Genomic DNA, 18,277 nt, shown 5'->3' with positions numbered 1-18,277 from the left:
AGGCGTGGGCTAAGAAATTTCGCAAGAATTACAACCCCTCCAGCCATCATTTTTTGCTCTTGTTAAGCGGCCGTAAATTACTAAAATATGTCCAGATGTAGTGGGATCGCTTTGTAAAAAGCCTGCATGTAGTAATTGCTTGGTGTTTAGATGAAGTTAGATTCAGCTGACGCAAAAAAAAGGACCAGCTGGCGGGCTGATCCTGTTTCCGGAATGTTAGGAGCATGACATCGCTTTTCGCATTCCTCAGACTTCACCGAACGTGTTGTCTGTACACTGTGTCGCAAAGAATAACGAATCTGCCCCTTCCTTTCAAGGCAGACTGAACATGAGCGCACATATTAAAAATTGCCCAACGCATCTCTGGCGGGATGCACAGCCCCACTTAGACAAAGCTTTACGTGTTGTCTGTACACTGTAAAACAACACGGAAAAGCGCAGCGGGAAACTAGGCTGGCTGCGCCTTGCAATGTCCTTGAATGAAAGGAGGACGTCTATGGAAGTGTTAATCACTACACTCAAGGCAATTCGTGTTGCCCTCAGCGTGATTATCTTTTTGATTGAAGTAAGGCGTTGATAAAACCTCCTGTTCGTTAAAGCGGACAGGAGGTTTTTTTATGTCAAATGCCCAGAATCTCCTGAATTACTTCCACGATTTGATGAGCAGTTAAAGCCGTAGCCTGAAGGTGCAATGAATTTAAATTCGCATGGGATACTAATTGTAAAGAATCATTGTTGATTCTTTATTTGAGGCCTGGCATACTGAGCTTGTCACCGGGTAGCCGGCTGACATTACGGCGAAACGCCAGACTCAATGGAGCCTATCCCCTTCAGCCAATGAAGTACTCCAGTCAGCGACGAGCCATCACAATTATTTCGCATGCGAAATCTTGAGGATGTAGCTATGGAAGCAAAAGCAGGAATTGTCATCATTGTTGGAAATCAGAAAGGTGGCGTCGTCAAATCTCAGTCAACCAATGAGTTGACATACAACCTGCAGGTCATGGGAATGCAGACATGCATGATTGATTTCGATACCACATCCGGGCTGACGGAAAGGACCTTTCCAGATGCGCTGCCGCTTTCTATCGATAAAGACCCGCTGGGTAATACCTTCACCCCCGGCGAAGCAAATGCCTACCAGTTATTCTTCCCTGATACAGAAGTTAATCCTCATGTGCTGCCAGATGGACGCCACATCATCGGTTCGACCAACGAACTGCATGAAATCAACTATCGTCCGCAGGACTGTATCTTCGATTTTAAAGAACGCATCACTGAGTTGCGTAAGCACTACGACTACATTTTTATCGACTCGGCGCCAGAATATAACAACCTTCTGATTGCCTCTCATCTTGTTGCTGATTATCTGCTGATCCCAACTCTTCTGGAGAAATCATCACGTATTGGCGTCGGAAAGCAGCTGTCGTACATGCAACGTATTCGTAAAAACTACAACCCGCAGCTTAAATACCTGGGAACCTATATCACCCAGGCAAATGTTCAGAACTACAATCAGCCTCTCCTCGATGGCTATCTGACCGCTGTAGAGACAGAAAACCTGCAGCGTCTTTTTGACATCCTGCAGGAGAAAAACTACGGACCGGAAACAGTGCTGGCTTATATCTCATGGGTAAAAAATCTAGCCAAAGAAGCCATTGAGCTGGGCATGACCATTAAAGAGTACTCCCCATCAAGCAAGCCTGCGCTTCAGTATCTGGAACTGAGTAAAAAGATTGTTGAACTGACACGGGGCGTTCACTGATGGCTGCGAGTAAGTTTCAGAAGAAATTAAACGCGCTTAAAACTTCCGGTCCGGCTGTAAGCACCATGCCTGAAGTCGCCGCAAGTGTAGCAGCCCGTAATGCACCTGCTCCGGTTGGAACGCCAGAAGCATCAAAGATTCGGGCAGAAATTGCCCGTCCTGGTTTGGAGCCTGATGGGCAGATCGTGCGCGTCAGAGCGGATGAGATTTATGAGGTCGAGCAGGTTCGTCCTGAAGATGACTTTGACGAGGAGGTCATTTCCGGCATGGTTGAGTCCTTCAGTGAGTTCGGTAACCTGACGCCGCCGCGCTGTTTTCCGAAAGACCGTAAGGGCTACCGCGTATGGTTTGGCGCTACGCGTATCCGCTCAATGAAAAAGCGCGGTGATGAATTTATTGATATCTATGTCGGTCGGCCGCCGAAAGATGAAAAGCAGCGCATCATGGGGCAGCTTATCGAGAACCTGCAGCAATCGGGGCTCAAGCCTTTGGCGACCGCGCTGGCTTTTGAACAGCTGAAAACAGACTTCAATATGACAGGAGAGGAAATCGCCCGCTCACTCGGCAAGCCTACAGCTTTTGTCAGCAAACATATCCGTATTGGCTCTGCACCTGAAAAGATAAAGGCCCTGCTGAAAAATAAATCTATCTCTGACGTAGATCTTGCTTACACACTGATTCAGATCGACAACATAGATTCAGGTGCCTCAGACCGACTGATTGAAAAGCATAACGCTGGCAGCACCTTGACCCGGGCCCAGGTCAAAAAGGAACTGGATCGGTTGAAGGGGCGTGATGTCAGTAAAGCACCGACTAAGGTTTCGCATGCGAAATCTCAGGGCGGTGATGATGTTCTCCAGCCAGATAATGAAACTGGGATTTCGCATGCGAAAGCTCTTACTACTGAATCTGGTAGTACTTCTTCCAGAGATAAAAAAAACCAGTATCAGGTCGCTGATGTACCACTCCCTTTAATTCCAGTAGTGAAGTTCAACGGTACTGAAGTGACTGTCCTGCTTCATAAGATGCCCGATGAATTTGGTTTTATATGGCTTAAAACCGCTGAAGGTGAATTATACGTGCGCGCCAGCGATGTAGAGTTCTTAGGCCTGAGGTCTGAATAATGCCAGCATACTCATTAACACCTTTTCAGCAGCTATCTGCCCAGTTCCGCGGGAGTATCGTGCACAGATGGGCAAAAGACGAAGATCGAAGTGCAGCTGAAGCAGCCAGAACATTGACCGAACATGCGCGAGGTCTGAATATCATTTCGCGAGAACTTGCTGTGCCTGGTGCTGCTCTGAGTGAGTGGAATAAACGCAGACAGCCTCCTCTGTGGGCAGCTTTGGCCGCGTTTGACCTGACTCTCAAACGAGGATGGCGCCCCGAGAGCAATGAAGAATGGGCTGGCTTTGCGTCCCTCATCTTAAAGCTGTCACCTGGTGTGAATCTGGACAGACTGTCAGAGAGTCTGCCTGCGGATATCGACCTGAATATTGCTTCGGGCTGGATAGCTGCAGCGATCGAGGAAGACCAGCATTACCGGGTGCGTAAGAAAATGGCTGTGAAACCAGAATGACTTTCACTGAACTTGATAACGCTTTAGCTGATACCGGAAGACGGTCACTGGCTTCGCGGCTTGTGTTTGCGCTTGCTGACGGGCTTGATAAAAATCTAAGTGGCCTGAATCTTGATGATTTCGAGAAACAAAGTGGTTATATCCGTACAAACATCCGTTCAGTTGCCGCCGCTTTGAAGGAATCAGGCATCATTGAAATCCAGTATTATGACGATAGCGTCCCGGAAAACGAGACTATTGTAATGGGCAGCGTTTCGCGTGGACGTTGGTCAAAACAACATTACAGCCTGACTGACACAGTGAAGGTTCTGCTTAAACGAGAAGCCTGATTTCGCATGCGAAATCTGCAGTGCGGCCTACCGCTGATTCTTAGAAGCTTTAACAGTAAAAGGATATCCGGCAGGGGCATGCCGGATATTACGAACAACCGGAAGTCTGTGCTCTTATATTTTCATAATACGCGAGCCACTGGTATATCATCCCAGCGCGTTGTCCACGCCGGAGAAAGCATGTCCCGTTTCATCTTCCACTCTGTGCTAACCCCCTGCCCTGCAAACCATACATTTCCCAGCCCGGACTGATTGATACCGTCCAGCACCTTCATAAGCTGCGCACTGTTAGCCCGCGGCTGCACATCATCAAAAAGATTCAGCTGACTGACGCCATTTGGAGTGAAGTCATCGAGTATGATGCCGGCTTTCATGTACCGGCGGTCTTCCAGCCAGATACGGTCAAGTGATCGCATAGCGGCCTCGATAATGTCGCGTGTATCCTGAGTCGGCAGGCTGAGCTTCTCGCCGGCACTATTACCATAGAAAATCTCATTCTCTGCGTGAGGCGAGGTCCGGATGAAAATGCTGATACGCCTGCAGAACTGACGTTCTCCTCTTAGCTTCTCAGCGGCCCGGGTCGCATACTGACAAAGCGCCTGCTGCATAAGTATCTTAGAGGTAATGCGCTCACCAAAAGACCTTGAACAGCAAATCTGCTGCTTAGCAGGCGGCAGCTCTTCAAGTGGGATACAGGATTCACCGTTCAGCTCACGGACAGTCCGCTCAAGCACAACACTGAAGTTTTTCCTGATAAGGGTAGGGTGCGCGTGCGCCAGCTGCAGGGCATTACTGATCCCCATCAGGTTAAGCCGTTTACCGATACGTCTTCCAACTCCCCAGACCTCCTCCACAGGCTGTTTTGAGAGAAGTGTTTCGGTACGCCGGATATTTCCCGGCGTCAGCGCCAGCACACCACGGAACTGTGGCCATTCCTTACTCGCCCACTGAGCACTCTTTGCGAGCGTTTTAGTCGGCCCCATACCCACACCGACTGTCAGACCGGTTGTAGCCAGCACATGCCTGCGCAGGCGCCGGCCAAAATGTTCAAAGACTTCGCAGCCGTCGATACCGGTCAGGTCCAGGAACATTTCATCAATTGAATACTGCTCCACGCGGGGTGTCATTTCTTCCAGAGCCGTCATCACTCTCTGGCTAAGGCTATGATTTATGTGGAATGCAATTTAAACAAAAAAATAAGTTACCATTCCTCTGAAGTTTATTTTCTGAACAGGAATTATTCAGCCTTGAACCACTTCGGTATGCTTACTGGCAGGGAGGAAAGTTGACGGGTGGTAAGACATAGCCGGAAAATCGATTTCCCCGCCGGGATTTAATCTGCCATGCTTATTCTGAAGCCCTCAATCGGGCAATGCGCTTTTATCTTTCACTTTATGCAGGAAGAAATAATGATAAAAAATTACAGAATCCCGGGACTGACCGCGGTGGCATTTCTCCTCATAAGTACCATCGCAGGTGCTGCAGAAGCGCGCTGGACGTTTGACGGCGATATCCACAACAATTCCCTTGCTGTCAGTCCCGATGAAAAAACGGCGGTGGCGTCCTACAGTGAGCGCTCAGACGTGGTGGTCTATGATCTGGCTGCCGGGAAAGTCAGAAAGGTGATGAAGGGCTACGTCACCCCCCGTAATGCACTTTTCTCTCCGGACGGTAAGGCCATATTTCTTTCTGACAGCAGTCTCGGCGTAGTCAAAAAAATCAGCACCGGGACGCTTGACGTGGCGGCCACGCTGCCGCTGGGGCCCGGGGCATTCGGCACGGCCATAAGTCGTGACGGTCAGCGACTGTATGTGAATAACGAGGCCGCCAGCACGCTCTCGGTGTATGACCTTACACATGACCGGCCCATTGCAGTTGTGACGGGTTTTGCCCAGCCCCGTCAGGGCATTAAAATCAGCCCGGACGGCAAAACCGTCTACGTCACCAACTTTAAGGGCGATAAAATTACCCTGGTTGATGCCGTGACGGGCGACATTCGCGGCGAGATAACCGGCTTCAGCAAGCTGCGCGCCATTTCTGTCAGCGCAGACGGCCGCACACTGTACGCGGCTAACAGCGGCAGCAACACAATCGCCGTGGTTGACACGCAAAAGCACGTCATTACGGCAACCATTCCCGTGGGTCAGGACCCTTACGGTGCCGCGCTGACGCCGGATAACCGCTATGTTTACAGCGGCAACCTTGGCGACAACAGCCTCTCCGTTATTGATACCGCCGCCGGTAAGGTGGTGTCCACCGTCACCGGACTGGATGCGCCCCGTCAGGCGATTGTCTTCAACAAGGACGGTACCCGCGCGTGGGTGCTGAATAAAGACCTCAGCATTGCGGTGGTTGACCTGAAAAAGAACCGTGTCATGGCCACGATTAAAAGCCCGCCGCAGACCTGACGCGAAACCTCCCTTACTCCAGCGCAGTGACGATCCTTCGCAAAGTGGGGTGGTTAATCACTTTTATAGATTTATTTTAGCTAAATAACCTGTTTTAAAGATTTACTCTGACATGCCTATAATCTTTCTGTCTACTCAGGAGATTCCGGCATGAACGATAAAATATTCACCCTGCATAACGGTGCGCGTCCGCTGAGCGCGCTGAGCAGCCCGAAAGAGGCCATACGACAGTTCACGCCTAACTGGTTCGCCGCGACCATGGGGACCGGCATCCTGTCGCTGTCTCTGGCGCAGTTCCCCTGGCAGGTTCCGGGATTGCGCCTTGTCGCCGAGGGGCTCTGGATGTTTAACATCCTCCTGTTCAGCGTCTTTGCCGTGATGTATCTGGCCCGCTGGGTGATGTACTTCGGAGAGGCAAAGCGCATTTTCGGCCATTCAACCGTGTCCATGTTCTTCGGCACCATCCCGATGGGCATGGCGACCATCATCAATGGCCTGCTGGCGTTCGGTCTTCCGCGCTGGGGCGCAGACGTTATTCAGGTGGCACACGCCCTGTGGTGGCTGGACGTGGCGATGTCGCTGCTGTGCGGCGTGTGCATTCCCTACATGATGTTTACCCGGCAGCAGCACAGTATTGACCAGATGACTGCCGTCTGGTTACTGCCGGTCGTGGCAGCCGAGGTCGCGGCGGTCAGCGGCGGCCTGCTGGCGCCGCACATTGCTGCCCCACACGCGCAGCTCGGCATCATTATTACCAGCTACGTGCTGTGGGCGTACTCCGTGCCGGTGGCGCTGAGCATCCTCGCCATTCTGCTGCTGCGTATGGCGCTGCACAAGCTACCGCACGAAAGCATGGCGGCCTCAAGCTGGCTGGCGCTGGGTCCGATTGGCACCGGCTCGCTCGGCATGCTGGTCATCGGCGGAGATGCGCCCGGGGTGTTTGCCGCGGCGGGCATGCCGGAAATCGGTCACATCGCGCAGGGCGTGGGGTTCGTTGCCGGCATTCTCTTCTGGGGCTGCGGCCTGTGGTGGATGCTGCTGGCCACGCTGATAACCGTGCGATACTTCCGTGAAGGCATCCCGTTCAACCTTGGATGGTGGGGCTTTACCTTCCCGCTGGGCGTGTACACCGTGGCCACGCTCAAGCTGTCTACCCTGATTGACCTCGCATTCTTTAAAGGCTTCGGTGCGCTTCTTGTCGTCATACTGGCGGCCATGTGGCTGCTTGTCGCGGTGAAAACAGTGCGTGGGGCATGGAGCGGTAAACTGTTTGTTTCTCCCTGTCTGGCAGGCCTGGATCGGAAGCCGTGAGTGAAACCAGCACATCGATGCAGGACTCGTTTTTACGCGAGGAATGCCTCGCGGCAGTCACCGCGCCGCATGTGGCCGCGCTGAATCGCTGGGTCAGCGGCCAGCGTCAGGCCGGTGCAGAACTGCCGTGGTTTGATCCGGCTGACGGCGGGGTTAGGGCCGGACTGCTCGTCCTGCTGCAGTCGCCGGCGCGCAGCAGCCCGTCACCGCGGTTTGTGTCGCGTGATAACCCGGGGCCGGCCCAGCAGAACCTTGGGCGGTTTCTGGCGGAAGCCGGTATTTCGCGTCAGGACAGCGTGCTGTGGAATACGGTGCCCTGGGTCAGTCACGGGCTGCAGAAACGGCCGTCAGCGGCGGACATCCGCAGAGGCTGCGCCTTGCTTGAGGACGTGCTGGCGTATCTGCCCGCGCTGCGCGTGGTGGTGCTGGCCGGTGCCGTAGCGGCTCAGGCCCGCGGGACGGTCAATCATCTGTACCCCGGCGTCCCCGTGTTGACGATGCCGCACCCCAGTCCGCTTTCGCTCTGCACGAGTCCGGCGGTGACGGAAAACATTCGCCGGGTACTCTGCGAGGCACGGGCTGCGCTGGCAGGCTGAGGGCGCCAGCAGAATAATACTGACAGGTTTTGCAACCGGCTCTATACTCATATGACAAGGTGATGGCGTTCCACCTTTCCCAACCGCTCCGTTCCGGAGCTGATGACGCCTGATGCGACTCTTGATTTTCAGGAGGTGCGTCAGGCCGTCCTTACTTTCTTCCCGGCCTGCGTACTTCCCTCTTCGGGGAGAGACCTGTGATACACGTTTTTGGCCACATCAATCCTGACAGCGACGCCATCTGCACGGCCTTCGTCACCGCGCACTGGCTGACCGGGCGCGGCATGGACGCCCGCGCATGGCGTCTTGGCGAAGCTAACCGCGAAACCCATTTTATCTTTGACACCGCCGGACTCACGCTGCCGCCACGGCTTGATATTCCGCTACAGGATGAACGGGTCTGGCTGGTCGATTTCACCGAGCCGGCGCAGGGACCTGACGACCTGCTCCGGAGCAACATCGTGGGGATCACTGACCACCACCGGCTGGGCGGACTGATAACGCAACTGCCGCCGGAGGTACACATACGCCCGCTTGGCAGCAGCGCCACGCTGCTGTGGCTGCTTATGAACGCTGAAGCGCGACGCACGCTGCCCCCGACGCTTGCCATTCTTCTGCTGGGTGCACTCCTGAGCGACACCGTGAATCTTCGCTCGCCCACCACGACCGAAGACGATATCCGTTCGGCTACCGAGCTGGGCGTACTGTCCGGCGTAAACCGCAGAGCCTTCGCCCGTGACCTCCTTACGGCAAAAACTGACGTCAGCGGCCTCAGCGCACAGCTGCTGCTGGACAGGGACCTCAAGGCCTTCGTCATTGCCGGCACTGACGTGCGCATCGCCCAGATTGAGGTCAGCTCCCCGTCACAGGTTGCCACCGTGATGGACGACCTGCTCGCTGCCCTGGCGTATCTGGCAGACCAGTCGGGTGCTGGTTTGGCGGTGCTGATGCTGACCGACATCCGGGCCGGGTTTTCAACGCTTTATTTCGCCGGGCGGGAGAGCGTTAACGCGGCCTCCTGCTCCGTACCGGGTATGCTCAGCCGCAAAAAACAGCTTCTGCCGTGGCTTGAGTCCCGCCTCAACCAGAACGGGAGTTCATTATGACCTGCTACACCCATGCATTGATACTTGTGAACGATAAAGACGACGGCACCCTCCTGCTGAAGCGGGCGGTCGCGCTGGCGCAGCCGCTCGGCATGAAAATCACCCTGGCCCACATCAGCGACGACTACCGGGAAATGAACTACGTGTCCGACAGCCTGATGGACGACGTCGTGTCGGAAGAGGTGCTGAAATCCAAAGCGTTTATGAGCGAGCTGGCGGCCTCCGTGCCTGAGACGGTAGACATGCGGGAGCTGGTGACCATGCGCCGCTTTGAGGACGTGGAGAAGTGCATCGCTGAGCTGGGCGTGGACCTCGTGCTTGCCGGGCACCGAAACCGCTTTATGGGAATGCTGACGTCCCGCTCGGCGGAATACATTAACCACCTCACGGTGGATGTGCTTATCACTCACCTGAATGACTGAACCGGGAGAAACTCTATGCGCTTTACACTGGATAACGTGACCGCCCGTGAAATTCTTGACTCTCGCGGCAACCCCACCGTTGAAGTCGAAGCCCGGACCGTGGACGGAATGATGGCGCGGGCCTCGGTGCCTTCCGGGGCCAGCACCGGCTCGCGCGAGGCCGCTGAGCGCCGCGACGGCGACGTACACCGTTTTGGCGGTAAAGGCGTACTGGATGCTGTCAGGACGGTTAATACGGAAATCTGCGAAGCCTTGCGCGGCAGGGACGTGCGCGAGCAGCGTCAGCTGGATAACATCATGCTGGCGCTGGACGGTACGCAGAGCAAGAGTCGGCTGGGTGCCAATGCCATTCTGGGCGTGTCGCTGGCGGTTGCCCGGCTGGCGGCACAGGCCTCGCACGAGCCGCTCTGGCGCTACCTGGGGGGCCTGCAGGCGAACCTGCTGCCCGTACCGTGCATGAACATTATCAACGGCGGCGTGCACGCCCGCGGTCAGGGCGCGGACTTTCAGGAGTTCATGATAGCGCCACACGGGGCACCCACGCTGCGCGAGGCCGTGCGTCAGGGCAGCGAGGTCTACCAGGCGCTGCGCCAGATCCTGCTGGACAAGAACCTGTCCGCGGCAGTCGGCGACGAAGGCGGTTTTGCGCCCGCCGTATCGTCGAACCGCGACCCGCTGGCGTTTATCGTGCAGGCCATTGAGAAGGCGGGGTACAGGCCCGGAGAAGACATCAGCATCTGCATGGACCCTGCCTCAAGTGAGTTTTTCGCAGACGGAAAATATCATCTGCGCACGGAGGGCAGTGCGCTGAGCGCGGCGGAAATGACGGCGTACTACGGCGAGCTGATGGACCAGTTTCCCGTCATTCTGCTGGAAGACGGCCTGGCAGAAGATGACTGGTCGGGCTGGAAGCATCTGCACCAGCAGCTTGCGGGCAGGGCCGAGCTGGTTGGTGACGACCTGTTTGTCACCAACGTGAAGTACATCCAGCGCGGCATTGACGAAAACCTCGCCAGCGCCGCATTGATTAAACTCAATCAGATAGGCTCGCTTAGCGAAACGCTGGACGCCGTGGCGCTCTGCCAGCGGCACGGGTGGGGCGCGTTCATGTCCCACCGCAGTGGGGAAACGACGGACACATTTCTTGCCGACCTCACGGTAGCCCTGCGCGCGGGACACCTGAAAACCGGTGCGCCGTGCCGCGGCGAACGCGTGGAAAAGTACAACCAGCTGATGCGCATTGAGCAGGCGCTGGGTGAGGACGCTCACTATGCGGGGCTTCATGCGTTTGTGCGCCGCACGTAACAGATCCACCGGACGGCCAGCGGCCGGCACAGGAGCACAGTCTTTGGCACCTTCAACGCTGATTCTCCTGCGCCATGGCGAAAGCCAGTGGAACCGGGAAAACCGTTTTACCGGATGGACAGACGTGCCGCTGACGGACCGGGGGCGGCAGGAGGCTGACCGGGCCGGTGACGTGCTGCGGGACGCGGGCCTGCTGCCCGATCGGGTCTTCACCTCGGTGATGACGCGCTGTGTTCACACGGTCTGGCGGGTGCTGGACCGTCTTGGCCGCAGCTGGACGCCCGTGGACAAACACTGGCGGCTGAACGAGCGGCACTACGGTGCGCTGCAGGGGCTGAACAAGGAAGCGGCTGCCCGGATGATGGGTGCAGAGACCGTCCGGCTCTGGCGCAAAAGCTTCAGCGGCATTCCCCCCGCGGACGCAGGGGCTCCGGCGCAGCTGCGTCGGGACCCGCGCTACAGCCGCGTTGCGCTGGCCGACCTGCCTGCGACGGAAAGCCTGGAAATGACGCTGCGTCGCGTCATGCCCTACTGGCAGCACGCCGTGATGCCGCAGATACTCTGCGGAAGTACCGTTCTGGTCGTGGCGCACGGCAACACGCTGCGCGCCCTGGCCGCCTTCCTGGACGGCATGCCACACGACAGCTTGGCACAGTTGCATATCCCGACCGGCGTGCCGGCCGTATACCAGATGGATGCGGCCGCACAGGTCGTTTCCCGTTATGTTCTGAATATAAAAAAATAAAAGGAGTGAACGTGAATCAGCTTTTTGCTGTCATCACCGGCGGTGCTTTAGGGTGTGTTATCCGCTGGCAGCTGGGCGCGCGCCTGAACGCGCTTTTTCCGGACCTGCCGCCGGGGACGCTGCTGGTCAACCTGCTGGGAGGGTTTATCATCGGAGCGGCGCTGGCGTATTTTCTGCGCCATCCCGGCCTCGATCCGGCCTGGCGGCTGCTCATTACCACCGGGCTGTGTGGCGGAATGACGACCTTCTCCACGTTCTCGGCTGAGGTTTTTGCCCTGCTGCAGTCCGGCAGCTATGCCTGGGCAGCCGCCTCGGTGCTGATACACGTGCTGGGTTCGCTGGCCATGACGGCGGCCGGATTTTATATCATGACGCTGTGTGGTTAACCCGAGGGAGACCTTAGTGCAGTGACCGCTGCACTGAGGTATATTGTTCAGAAGCGCTCTCTGCAGGCCAGACCTGACAGGGTTTACGCTTGTAATGCTTCCCGTACACCTGAGGCGCTGCTGTGAAAGAATTTCAGGCCTGCCTGTTCTGGTAAAGGTCCCAGCGATTGCCGTAGATGTCCTCAAATACGACAACCATTCCGTATTCTTCCTCCCGTGGCTCCTGAAAGAAGTGGACGCCTTTTGCCTTCATAGCATTGTAGTCGCGCCAGAAGTCGTCGGTCTGCAGGAACAGAAAAACCCGTCCGCCGCACTGATTGCCGATAAAGCCTTCCTGCCGGTCGTTCGACGCGCGGGCAAGAAGAATAGCACAGTCGCTGTCAGGGGCCGGCGTCACCACGACCCAGCGCTTACCCGGCTGCGGCGTGTCTTCAATGAGGGTAAAGCCCAGCTTATCGGTGTAGTACTCAATTGCACGATCGTAGTCATCGACCACGACCGCCACGTATCCCATACATCGCTTCTGTTTTCTCATCTGCTGCTCCATCAGTTACGGCATTACGCCCGTTATAATCAGCTTTATATCAAATACGGCGTTCAGTTATCTGTACTGATTCTGCACTGATACCCTCAGACCTGACATTGTAAGCATCTGAGCAGTCAGGATTGTGGGCCCAATCTTGTAAGAGCCTGCTCAACCTTTTCAGCATCCTGCTCCAGTATGGCTCTCTCATCGGGAGTGAGCGGGACCTCTTCGAGGTAACGCCGGATGGATGCTTTACTCTCCAGTATCAGCCCGCGCGCGCTATCCTTCAGCAGGTTAAAATCGCAGCCGATGCAGGCCATCCGGTGCGGGCAACTGCTCCAGAAGGGGTTCGTACAGTATGAGTCGCCCAGATCGTAGTAGGTCGCGGGCCCGGACAGGCTGGCGGCTTCAGGATCGTGGTCAACCAGCACGCTTATCATATGAGCGACCCTGTCGGCTTTGACGAACGAGGCAGCCAGCTGAGTCGGGCGGATGCGAAGATAGTGCATTGTAGACTGGGGCGTTGAATGGCCCGTCCACTGCATCAGTTCGTACAGCGACATGCCCTGCGGTACGCTCGCCAGCGCGGTCACGGCTGAGGCCCGCCCCCGGTGGCTGGTTATCATTCCGCCACTGTCTTCACAAGGCACGCCCGCTCTTGCGCATAGCATCGGTATCACGGTGCGGTTGAGGATAGCGCTGCCGGCAGGCTTACCCCGGTACTGAAACAGAAGCCGGACTTTCTCACCGGTTCGCTCGTCAGCGAGCAAAGCCTGTTCTGCCGGACGCTCATCCAGCCATATGTCGACGTATTTTTTCACCACGGCCGCCACCGGTTTAACAAAGGCTTTTGAGGTTTTTCCGGCAGGGATATGCAGGTAACACAGGGTTCCTGCCGGGATGATACTTCCGTCGTCCTTCACGATATCGTCCGCCTGCGGCGCGATGCACCCGGTTGTCAGGCGGAGCAGTTCGTTCTTTCTTACCCCCGCATGGGTCCAGATGACGGCCATTGCCTGCAGCATGGCCAGTGGATAATGTATTTCAGTGAGCAGATCTTCCTGACGCAGATTGAGGCTGGCCCAGATGAGCTTCAGCCAGACCGGATCGTCAATAACACGGGGATTGACGCCGCGACGGAACAGCGGCGTATCCGGTGTGGAAAGATGGCGGGCAGGGCTGAAGTGCAGGCGCCCCCAGCCCCAGTTTTCGTAATCAATCATAAAACGGCGCAGAGAATAGATAAAATGCGCCCTGGAATGCGGCATCATGGGCTCGCCGGAGCGCACCGATTTGCCGGTGCCCCTTTCCGTGCCCAGCTGAAGCTCATCCACGTTCATCCGGCCTACCGCCGCAATGAAGCTGGCGCAGGTTTCCATTGTCCAGTCTGCCGGTTCCCGAACCTCCGGATGCTCCTTTTTCAGCCAGAGGCCGCAGCGCAGAATAAAGCTGTACTGGCTTTCACGGGTGCGCGGCCTGAGCACCGACGTTTCCCGCCAGCGCCGGCACCAGTGCACCCAGGCCGGATCGACGCCTTCGACCGGCTTTTCGTACCATTTTTTATAGTTTCGCATCCTCACCGGGGCGCTGATAATCCCCAGTGCGGCAAGTGCATGTGAAACGCGGCCGACGTAACGGGATATTCCCTTGTCTGTCCCGCTCTGGGCGCGCCAGAGGAGTTCAGGCGTAAACGTTTCAAGCCGGGGATCCCTGTTCATGATCATCAGTGTTGCCAGTATACCCGAGACATGATTTTTCTGGCTGGTCGGGGCATAACCCAGCGACGTCAGCGTATCAGTCAGCCGGTCCAGCTCCTGGTGATAAAAAGCCTGGCCGAAGATGGCAGAAGCATAGAGCGCGGGTTTACGTATATCAGGCAGGCTGAGCGGGTCATGCAAATCAGCCAGATGCCAGGCAAAAGCGGCCATTAACGGACGGCCCTCCCTGACTTCCCGGCACAGCGTCAGCCAGCGTTCCTGCGGCCAGCACCAGCAGGGCATGCCGTCTGCATGCATTTCGCGCAGCAATCCGGCTATCACCAGCCCCGTGATTTTGCTGCCGCATCCGCTTCCGGCGGCAATGTCCATCAGCGGCCTGATGAGGTCCGGCACCGGCTTCGTTCGCAGCATACGGGACCGGCTGTGAGCGCTGCTCAGTGCCGTCCGTTCAGCGAGGGTCAGTGACGCCTCAAGCCGGTATTCAGTCATGTCGAACGGATGCCGGCTGTTTTCAATCGGTGTGTGTGGGCTCATGTTATTTCTCTGTTCTGAAAATGAGGTTCGCCATCCTGATATCTGCCGTTTCAATCGCGCCAGCCATCCGGGCAGCCAGGTCCCTGCCAGAAAGATGAATATAAATCTGTGTTGTGGTCAGGTCGCGGTGTCCTGCATAGGTGGCAAGTTCGTGCAACTTCCAGCCCGCGCGGGCAAGGTGTGTGAGTCGCAGGTGCCGGAAGGTATGGGTTGAGATGTCCGGCATCCCAGACTCAAGCGCCCATTTCCGTACCGTTTTGCTCCAGGTCCAGAATGAAAGCGGCCCGCCCTGATTACGATCGGACTCAGAACGGAACAGGGCACCTCTTACGATTCCGGTCCGCTTCATCTGCATAAGGTGCGCGGCCAGCACTGGCACTACTGCCGGGCTGTAACAGACAATTCGTTCACGCCGGCTCTTGGTGGTTTCTGCCCGGATGCGGATGAGCCGGTGAGCAAAGTCGAAGTCGTCAATACTTAGCGAGGTAATTTCAGACCGACGCAGCGCGCCGTAATAGGTTAATGCCAGCATCAGGCGGTCACGCAGTGGGGAAGCGGCGGCATGATAAAGAAAACACTGCCACTGCGCATCGTCAGGAATGCGCGGCAGCTTTACAACGCGGGGAACCAGTCCCCGGCCGGAACTCAGCATGCCGGGCGTGCCGGATCGGGGCAGCGGATTGACCGTGCAAAGATCCAGGTACATGAGAAAGTCATACCAGAGGCGGATCGCCGACAGGCGAAGCTGGAGCGTGGCGCTGGCCGCGGAAAAAGGCATCCCGGGTAACTGAGGACTAATATAGGCAGCCAGGTCTTCAAACCGCGCCTTTTCAGGTTTAATTCCGTTCTGGCTGCAGAACGCAAAGTAATGACGGAGGGCATTGCGGTAGGCTGTTAGCGTGGCCTGCGCCCGCCCCAGATCGGATAACAGTTGCAGCCAGCGCTCTGCCAGCAACAGAACGTGTTCACTCGGTGGAATCAGCATTGCATTCTCCTCTGACAACAGCTTTGCTGTTCAAAGTTTACTCAATCAATGTTGCATTCCACGTAACTTACTAAAGCGCGTAATTACTACTGAAAACATAAACACGTTCCGCGAAATCCTGCGTCTTAATCTGGAACCATGGTGCACCCATTTTAATACCGAGCTTTTTCGCCTCGGCGCTGCGCGCGATCACGCAGCCGTCGTTATTCGAAAGAACCACAACGGGCTTGCCGCGCAGGTCCGGGCGGAACAGCGTCTCACAGCTGGCGTAAAATGAGTTAACGTCTGCCAGGCCAAACATGGGCATAGTTACCTCCGGCGCGCGCGCGTGCTGCTAAAGAACCAGGTAACTACACCCAACAGTTGCAGTTCTTCCGGATAAATTTTGGAGTACGCCGGATTCATGGGCAGTAACGCAAGGCGCGGGCGAAGCTGCAGCCGCTTAACTGTGAATTCACCGTTAACCTCTGCGATAACGATATCACCGTGAGATGCCTCTTCGGCGCGATCAACCACCATGACATCGCCATCACAGAGGCCAAGATCCTGCATGCTGTTACCACTGGCACGGACGAAGAAGGTCGACGCCCTTCTGCGAATACAGAGCTCATTGAGATCGAGTTCTTTTTCAACGTAATCCTGGGCAGGGGAAGGGAAGCCTGCGGGGCAGTATTCGCCATATAAAGGGATTTTCACAGGCGGCGTGAAAAGGGCTGGCCACAAAACCGTCAGGCCCTCAGCATAGATTGCCGGTTTCATAGTCCCGTATTCCTGATGTGATAAGACGCGGTCAGAAGCTGTTTAAGTAAATAATGCATAGAAAATTCCCTCCTTTTGATTACTGTTTATTTATACAGTATTGAGGAGGCAAATTTATGTGACAAGCACAGCGAAACAGCTATCATGCAATAGCTCAGCATGTACATGAAAATATTGGTATTTTATTTTTCGTCTACAGTGCTGATCATCTGGTTAATTAAACGCACCATGCTTTCACTGCTGATCTCCTGACTTTGCATTGATGGCAACACGTTAATTAGTGACAGTGTAACGGTTGCCAGTGCTATCGAACGTTTTACCGTATCCGCATTTTCATAATCTTTGTAAGTACGCAGGCTGACGCCAAGTTCAGCTGCTGCACGTTCCCTCTTCCAAAGCAGACTCCTACGCCAGAGTTTAAGCTGCCAGCCTGTCATTAAATTCCCTCCGTTAAGTGAAAAAGTATTATTCTCGAAAAGTGCAAAAATTGCACTTTTTTCAATTCATATATTCACTAAGCTCACCTTTTGCCGCCGATTTTCTTTATCGGTTTTGCAGGTAATTAATTCGCGTCGTCTGACAGCTGTTATAGCCATTCAAATTCCGGAATACCTCCCTCCTTGCCGTCGGGCAGCGCCGTGCCTTCACGTTAGCCGGGCCGCTTCGCCTGCAAGGGACGCTGGCGCTCGTCATCCTCACCCGTTCCCCGCCGTGCGCGGGACATTCAGTCCGCTCCGGCGGCGCGTGCGGCTTCCGGTGTCGCCCCTGTCGGCTTCACTTTGCGCCCGGCTGCTGTGTCGGCACGGCGCAGGTGAGGCCGTGCAACCATTGACTGAGGAGATAACCATGCCGAACTGGTGTGCAAACAGGCTGCGAGTGACCGGCCTGGCAGAGAACGTGAGCCATGTGCGGGCGCTTATGGAGGGCAATGTGCGGCCACTGTATATGCGGGCAGAAGCTGAGGGGATCCAGTTGTTCCTCGCGGGCTGCGCCGGGCTGCTGCGTCCGGTTACGGACGAAACGTATGCGCCTTTGCCGGCGCTGACGGCGGCGGGGCCGGGTGAAGACACGCCGGAGAACCGTGCCTTTACACAGTGGCTCGCGCAGCTGCGTGACGGCGCAGAACTGACTGACAAAACCTGTTACCGGCTGCACGACCTGTGGCTGGCCACCGGTATCCGAAGCCGCAAGTGGGATGTGCTGGATGATGAGGCACAGGCGGTGATGAATAGCTTATGGAAGCGTAAGTTTTTCGACTGGTCAGGCGTGCGCGGGAGCAGGGTGAGTGAATTCTGGATCCGCACTAGTGATAGCGATGCTATTGCAGACGGCTCGGCAGAGTTTGACATGCACCTGCTGCTCCCTACCCGCCTCGATGTGGAAATCAATGGATTCAACGGTGGCCTGCTGGACGGGATTCCCGGCGGTTATGAGTTTTATATCGCACAGTATGGCGTGAAGTGGCCAGGAGGTTACGCACTGGAGGTGGGTGATTGCGGGCCGGACTTTCTGGAGGTGGACTTTGATACCCCCTGGTCACCGCCGGATGGTCGGGTATTTGAAGCTTTGAGCAAGCGTTTTAGTGTGACTGTCGAGCACTGGTACGCGGAAAGCGGCTGCAGCTTCTGCGGGTTCGCCCTTTACAGCGACGGCGAACTGACCGACAGCCTCAGCAGTCAGCTGGAATGGGATGAGGAGGATGAGGACGGCATTACGTGCGTGATCGGACCGGACTGGATAGTAAACAACATCGGACACTTTGGCGGCTGACGGGAGGCGGCGGGGTAAGCCCCGCCGGACAGG

The 18,277-nt window shown here is 56.1% G+C and carries 18 protein-coding genes, 2 pseudogenes and 1 riboswitch; of the genes and pseudogenes, 13 read left to right on the top strand and 7 right to left on the bottom strand.

The window, feature by feature from the left end; translation table 11 throughout:
• Positions 1–904: 904 nt before the first annotated feature.
• From N1689_RS21090 to N1689_RS21075, 4 genes are read left to right on the top strand one after another with little or no spacing between them, the layout of a single operon-like run.
• Complete coding sequence (locus tag N1689_RS21090) at positions 905–1,765, top strand: ParA family protein (protein WP_260060136.1); 861 nt, start codon at positions 905–907, stop codon at positions 1,763–1,765.
• On the top strand, positions 1,765–2,889 hold the full coding sequence (locus N1689_RS21085; protein ID WP_260060134.1) for a ParB/RepB/Spo0J family partition protein: 1,125 nt from the start codon (positions 1,765–1,767) through the stop codon (positions 2,887–2,889). Before N1689_RS21090 ends, N1689_RS21085 begins: the two co-directional genes overlap by 1 nt.
• Positions 2,889–3,344 (top strand): hypothetical protein, encoded by a 456-nt coding sequence (locus tag N1689_RS21080; RefSeq protein ID WP_260060133.1) that lies wholly within the window; start codon positions 2,889–2,891, stop codon positions 3,342–3,344. Before N1689_RS21085 ends, N1689_RS21080 begins: the two co-directional genes overlap by 1 nt.
• A complete protein-coding gene (locus N1689_RS21075) occupies positions 3,341–3,673 on the top strand; it encodes a hypothetical protein (protein ID WP_260060132.1) in 333 nt (110 codons plus the stop codon). The genes N1689_RS21080 and N1689_RS21075 overlap by 4 nt, the downstream gene beginning before the upstream one ends.
• Positions 3,674–3,795: 122 nt before the next feature.
• Here the strand turns inward: N1689_RS21075 and umuC are convergent.
• A pseudogene (umuC, locus tag N1689_RS21070) lies at positions 3,796–4,851 on the bottom strand (translesion error-prone DNA polymerase V subunit UmuC); the annotation flags it as partial.
• Between the two features lie 231 nt (positions 4,852–5,082).
• Here umuC and N1689_RS21065 point away from each other — a divergent pair.
• The 8 genes from N1689_RS21065 (at position 5,083) to crcB (ending at position 11,952) form a co-directional block, all read left to right on the top strand.
• Positions 5,083–6,081, top strand: coding sequence for a YncE family protein (locus N1689_RS21065; protein ID WP_013199815.1), 999 nt, complete (start codon positions 5,083–5,085; stop codon positions 6,079–6,081).
• A 150-nt stretch (positions 6,082–6,231) separates the two neighbouring features.
• Complete coding sequence (locus tag N1689_RS21060; protein ID WP_010260819.1) at positions 6,232–7,392, top strand: TDT family transporter; 1,161 nt, start codon at positions 6,232–6,234, stop codon at positions 7,390–7,392.
• Positions 7,389–7,988, top strand: a complete 600-nt coding sequence (locus N1689_RS21055; protein WP_010260817.1) for a uracil-DNA glycosylase — start codon at positions 7,389–7,391, stop codon at positions 7,986–7,988. Before N1689_RS21060 ends, N1689_RS21055 begins: the two co-directional genes overlap by 4 nt.
• A 49-nt stretch (positions 7,989–8,037) precedes the next feature.
• Positions 8,038–8,107, top strand: a riboswitch (Fluoride riboswitch).
• A gap of 78 nt (positions 8,108–8,185) precedes the next feature.
• Positions 8,186–9,094 carry a DHHA2 domain-containing protein gene (locus N1689_RS21050; protein WP_010260815.1) on the top strand — a complete coding sequence of 303 codons (909 nt, stop codon included), beginning with the start codon at positions 8,186–8,188 and terminating at the stop codon, positions 9,092–9,094.
• Positions 9,091–9,516 carry a universal stress protein gene (locus tag N1689_RS21045; RefSeq protein WP_010260813.1) on the top strand — a complete coding sequence of 142 codons (426 nt, stop codon included), beginning with the start codon at positions 9,091–9,093 and terminating at the stop codon, positions 9,514–9,516. Before N1689_RS21050 ends, N1689_RS21045 begins: the two co-directional genes overlap by 4 nt.
• 15 nt (positions 9,517–9,531) lie before the next feature.
• Complete coding sequence (eno, locus tag N1689_RS21040; RefSeq protein ID WP_010260810.1) at positions 9,532–10,821, top strand: phosphopyruvate hydratase; 1,290 nt, start codon at positions 9,532–9,534, stop codon at positions 10,819–10,821.
• 43 nt (positions 10,822–10,864) lie between these two features.
• Positions 10,865–11,566 (top strand): 2,3-diphosphoglycerate-dependent phosphoglycerate mutase, encoded by a 702-nt coding sequence (locus N1689_RS21035; RefSeq protein ID WP_013199814.1) that lies wholly within the window; start codon positions 10,865–10,867, stop codon positions 11,564–11,566.
• 11 nt (positions 11,567–11,577) lie between these two features.
• Positions 11,578–11,952, top strand: a complete 375-nt coding sequence (crcB, locus tag N1689_RS21030) for a fluoride efflux transporter CrcB (RefSeq protein WP_010260804.1) — start codon at positions 11,578–11,580, stop codon at positions 11,950–11,952.
• A gap of 133 nt (positions 11,953–12,085) precedes the next feature.
• Here the strand turns inward: crcB and N1689_RS21025 are convergent, their stop codons facing one another.
• The 6 genes and pseudogenes from N1689_RS21025 to N1689_RS21000 form a co-directional block, all read right to left on the bottom strand.
• Complete coding sequence (locus N1689_RS21025) at positions 12,086–12,487, bottom strand: VOC family protein (RefSeq protein WP_010260801.1); 402 nt, start codon at positions 12,485–12,487, stop codon at positions 12,086–12,088.
• A gap of 125 nt (positions 12,488–12,612) precedes the next feature.
• Positions 12,613–14,730: a tyrosine-type recombinase/integrase gene (locus N1689_RS21020; RefSeq protein WP_061060476.1), complete on the bottom strand. Its 2,118-nt coding sequence runs from the start codon at positions 14,728–14,730 to the stop codon at positions 12,613–12,615.
• Between the two features lies 1 nt (position 14,731).
• Entirely contained in the window at positions 14,732–15,715 is a 984-nt protein-coding gene (locus N1689_RS21015; RefSeq protein ID WP_010260799.1) for a tyrosine-type recombinase/integrase, read from the bottom strand.
• A 73-nt stretch (positions 15,716–15,788) separates the two neighbouring features.
• A pseudogene (locus tag N1689_RS21010) lies at positions 15,789–16,016 on the bottom strand (DNA polymerase V subunit UmuC); the annotation flags it as partial.
• A gap of 8 nt (positions 16,017–16,024) precedes the next feature.
• Positions 16,025–16,474: a translesion error-prone DNA polymerase V autoproteolytic subunit gene (umuD, locus tag N1689_RS21005; protein WP_260060130.1), complete on the bottom strand. Its 450-nt coding sequence runs from the start codon at positions 16,472–16,474 to the stop codon at positions 16,025–16,027.
• A 182-nt stretch (positions 16,475–16,656) separates the two neighbouring features.
• Complete coding sequence (locus tag N1689_RS21000; protein ID WP_260060128.1) at positions 16,657–16,911, bottom strand: XRE family transcriptional regulator; 255 nt, start codon at positions 16,909–16,911, stop codon at positions 16,657–16,659.
• A 409-nt stretch (positions 16,912–17,320) separates the two neighbouring features.
• Between N1689_RS21000 and N1689_RS20995 the strand changes: the two genes are divergently transcribed.
• Positions 17,321–18,244 (top strand): DUF1281 domain-containing protein, encoded by a 924-nt coding sequence (locus N1689_RS20995; RefSeq protein WP_260060126.1) that lies wholly within the window; start codon positions 17,321–17,323, stop codon positions 18,242–18,244.
• The last annotated feature ends 33 nt before the right edge of the window (positions 18,245–18,277 follow it).

The organism is Pantoea sp. XY16, assembly GCF_025153065.1.
Taxonomy (GTDB): Bacteria; Pseudomonadota; Gammaproteobacteria; order Enterobacterales; family Enterobacteriaceae; genus Pantoea; species Pantoea alfalfae.
The sequence above is the reverse complement of the archived record's forward strand: the minus strand, read 5'-3'. Positions and strand labels throughout refer to the sequence as shown.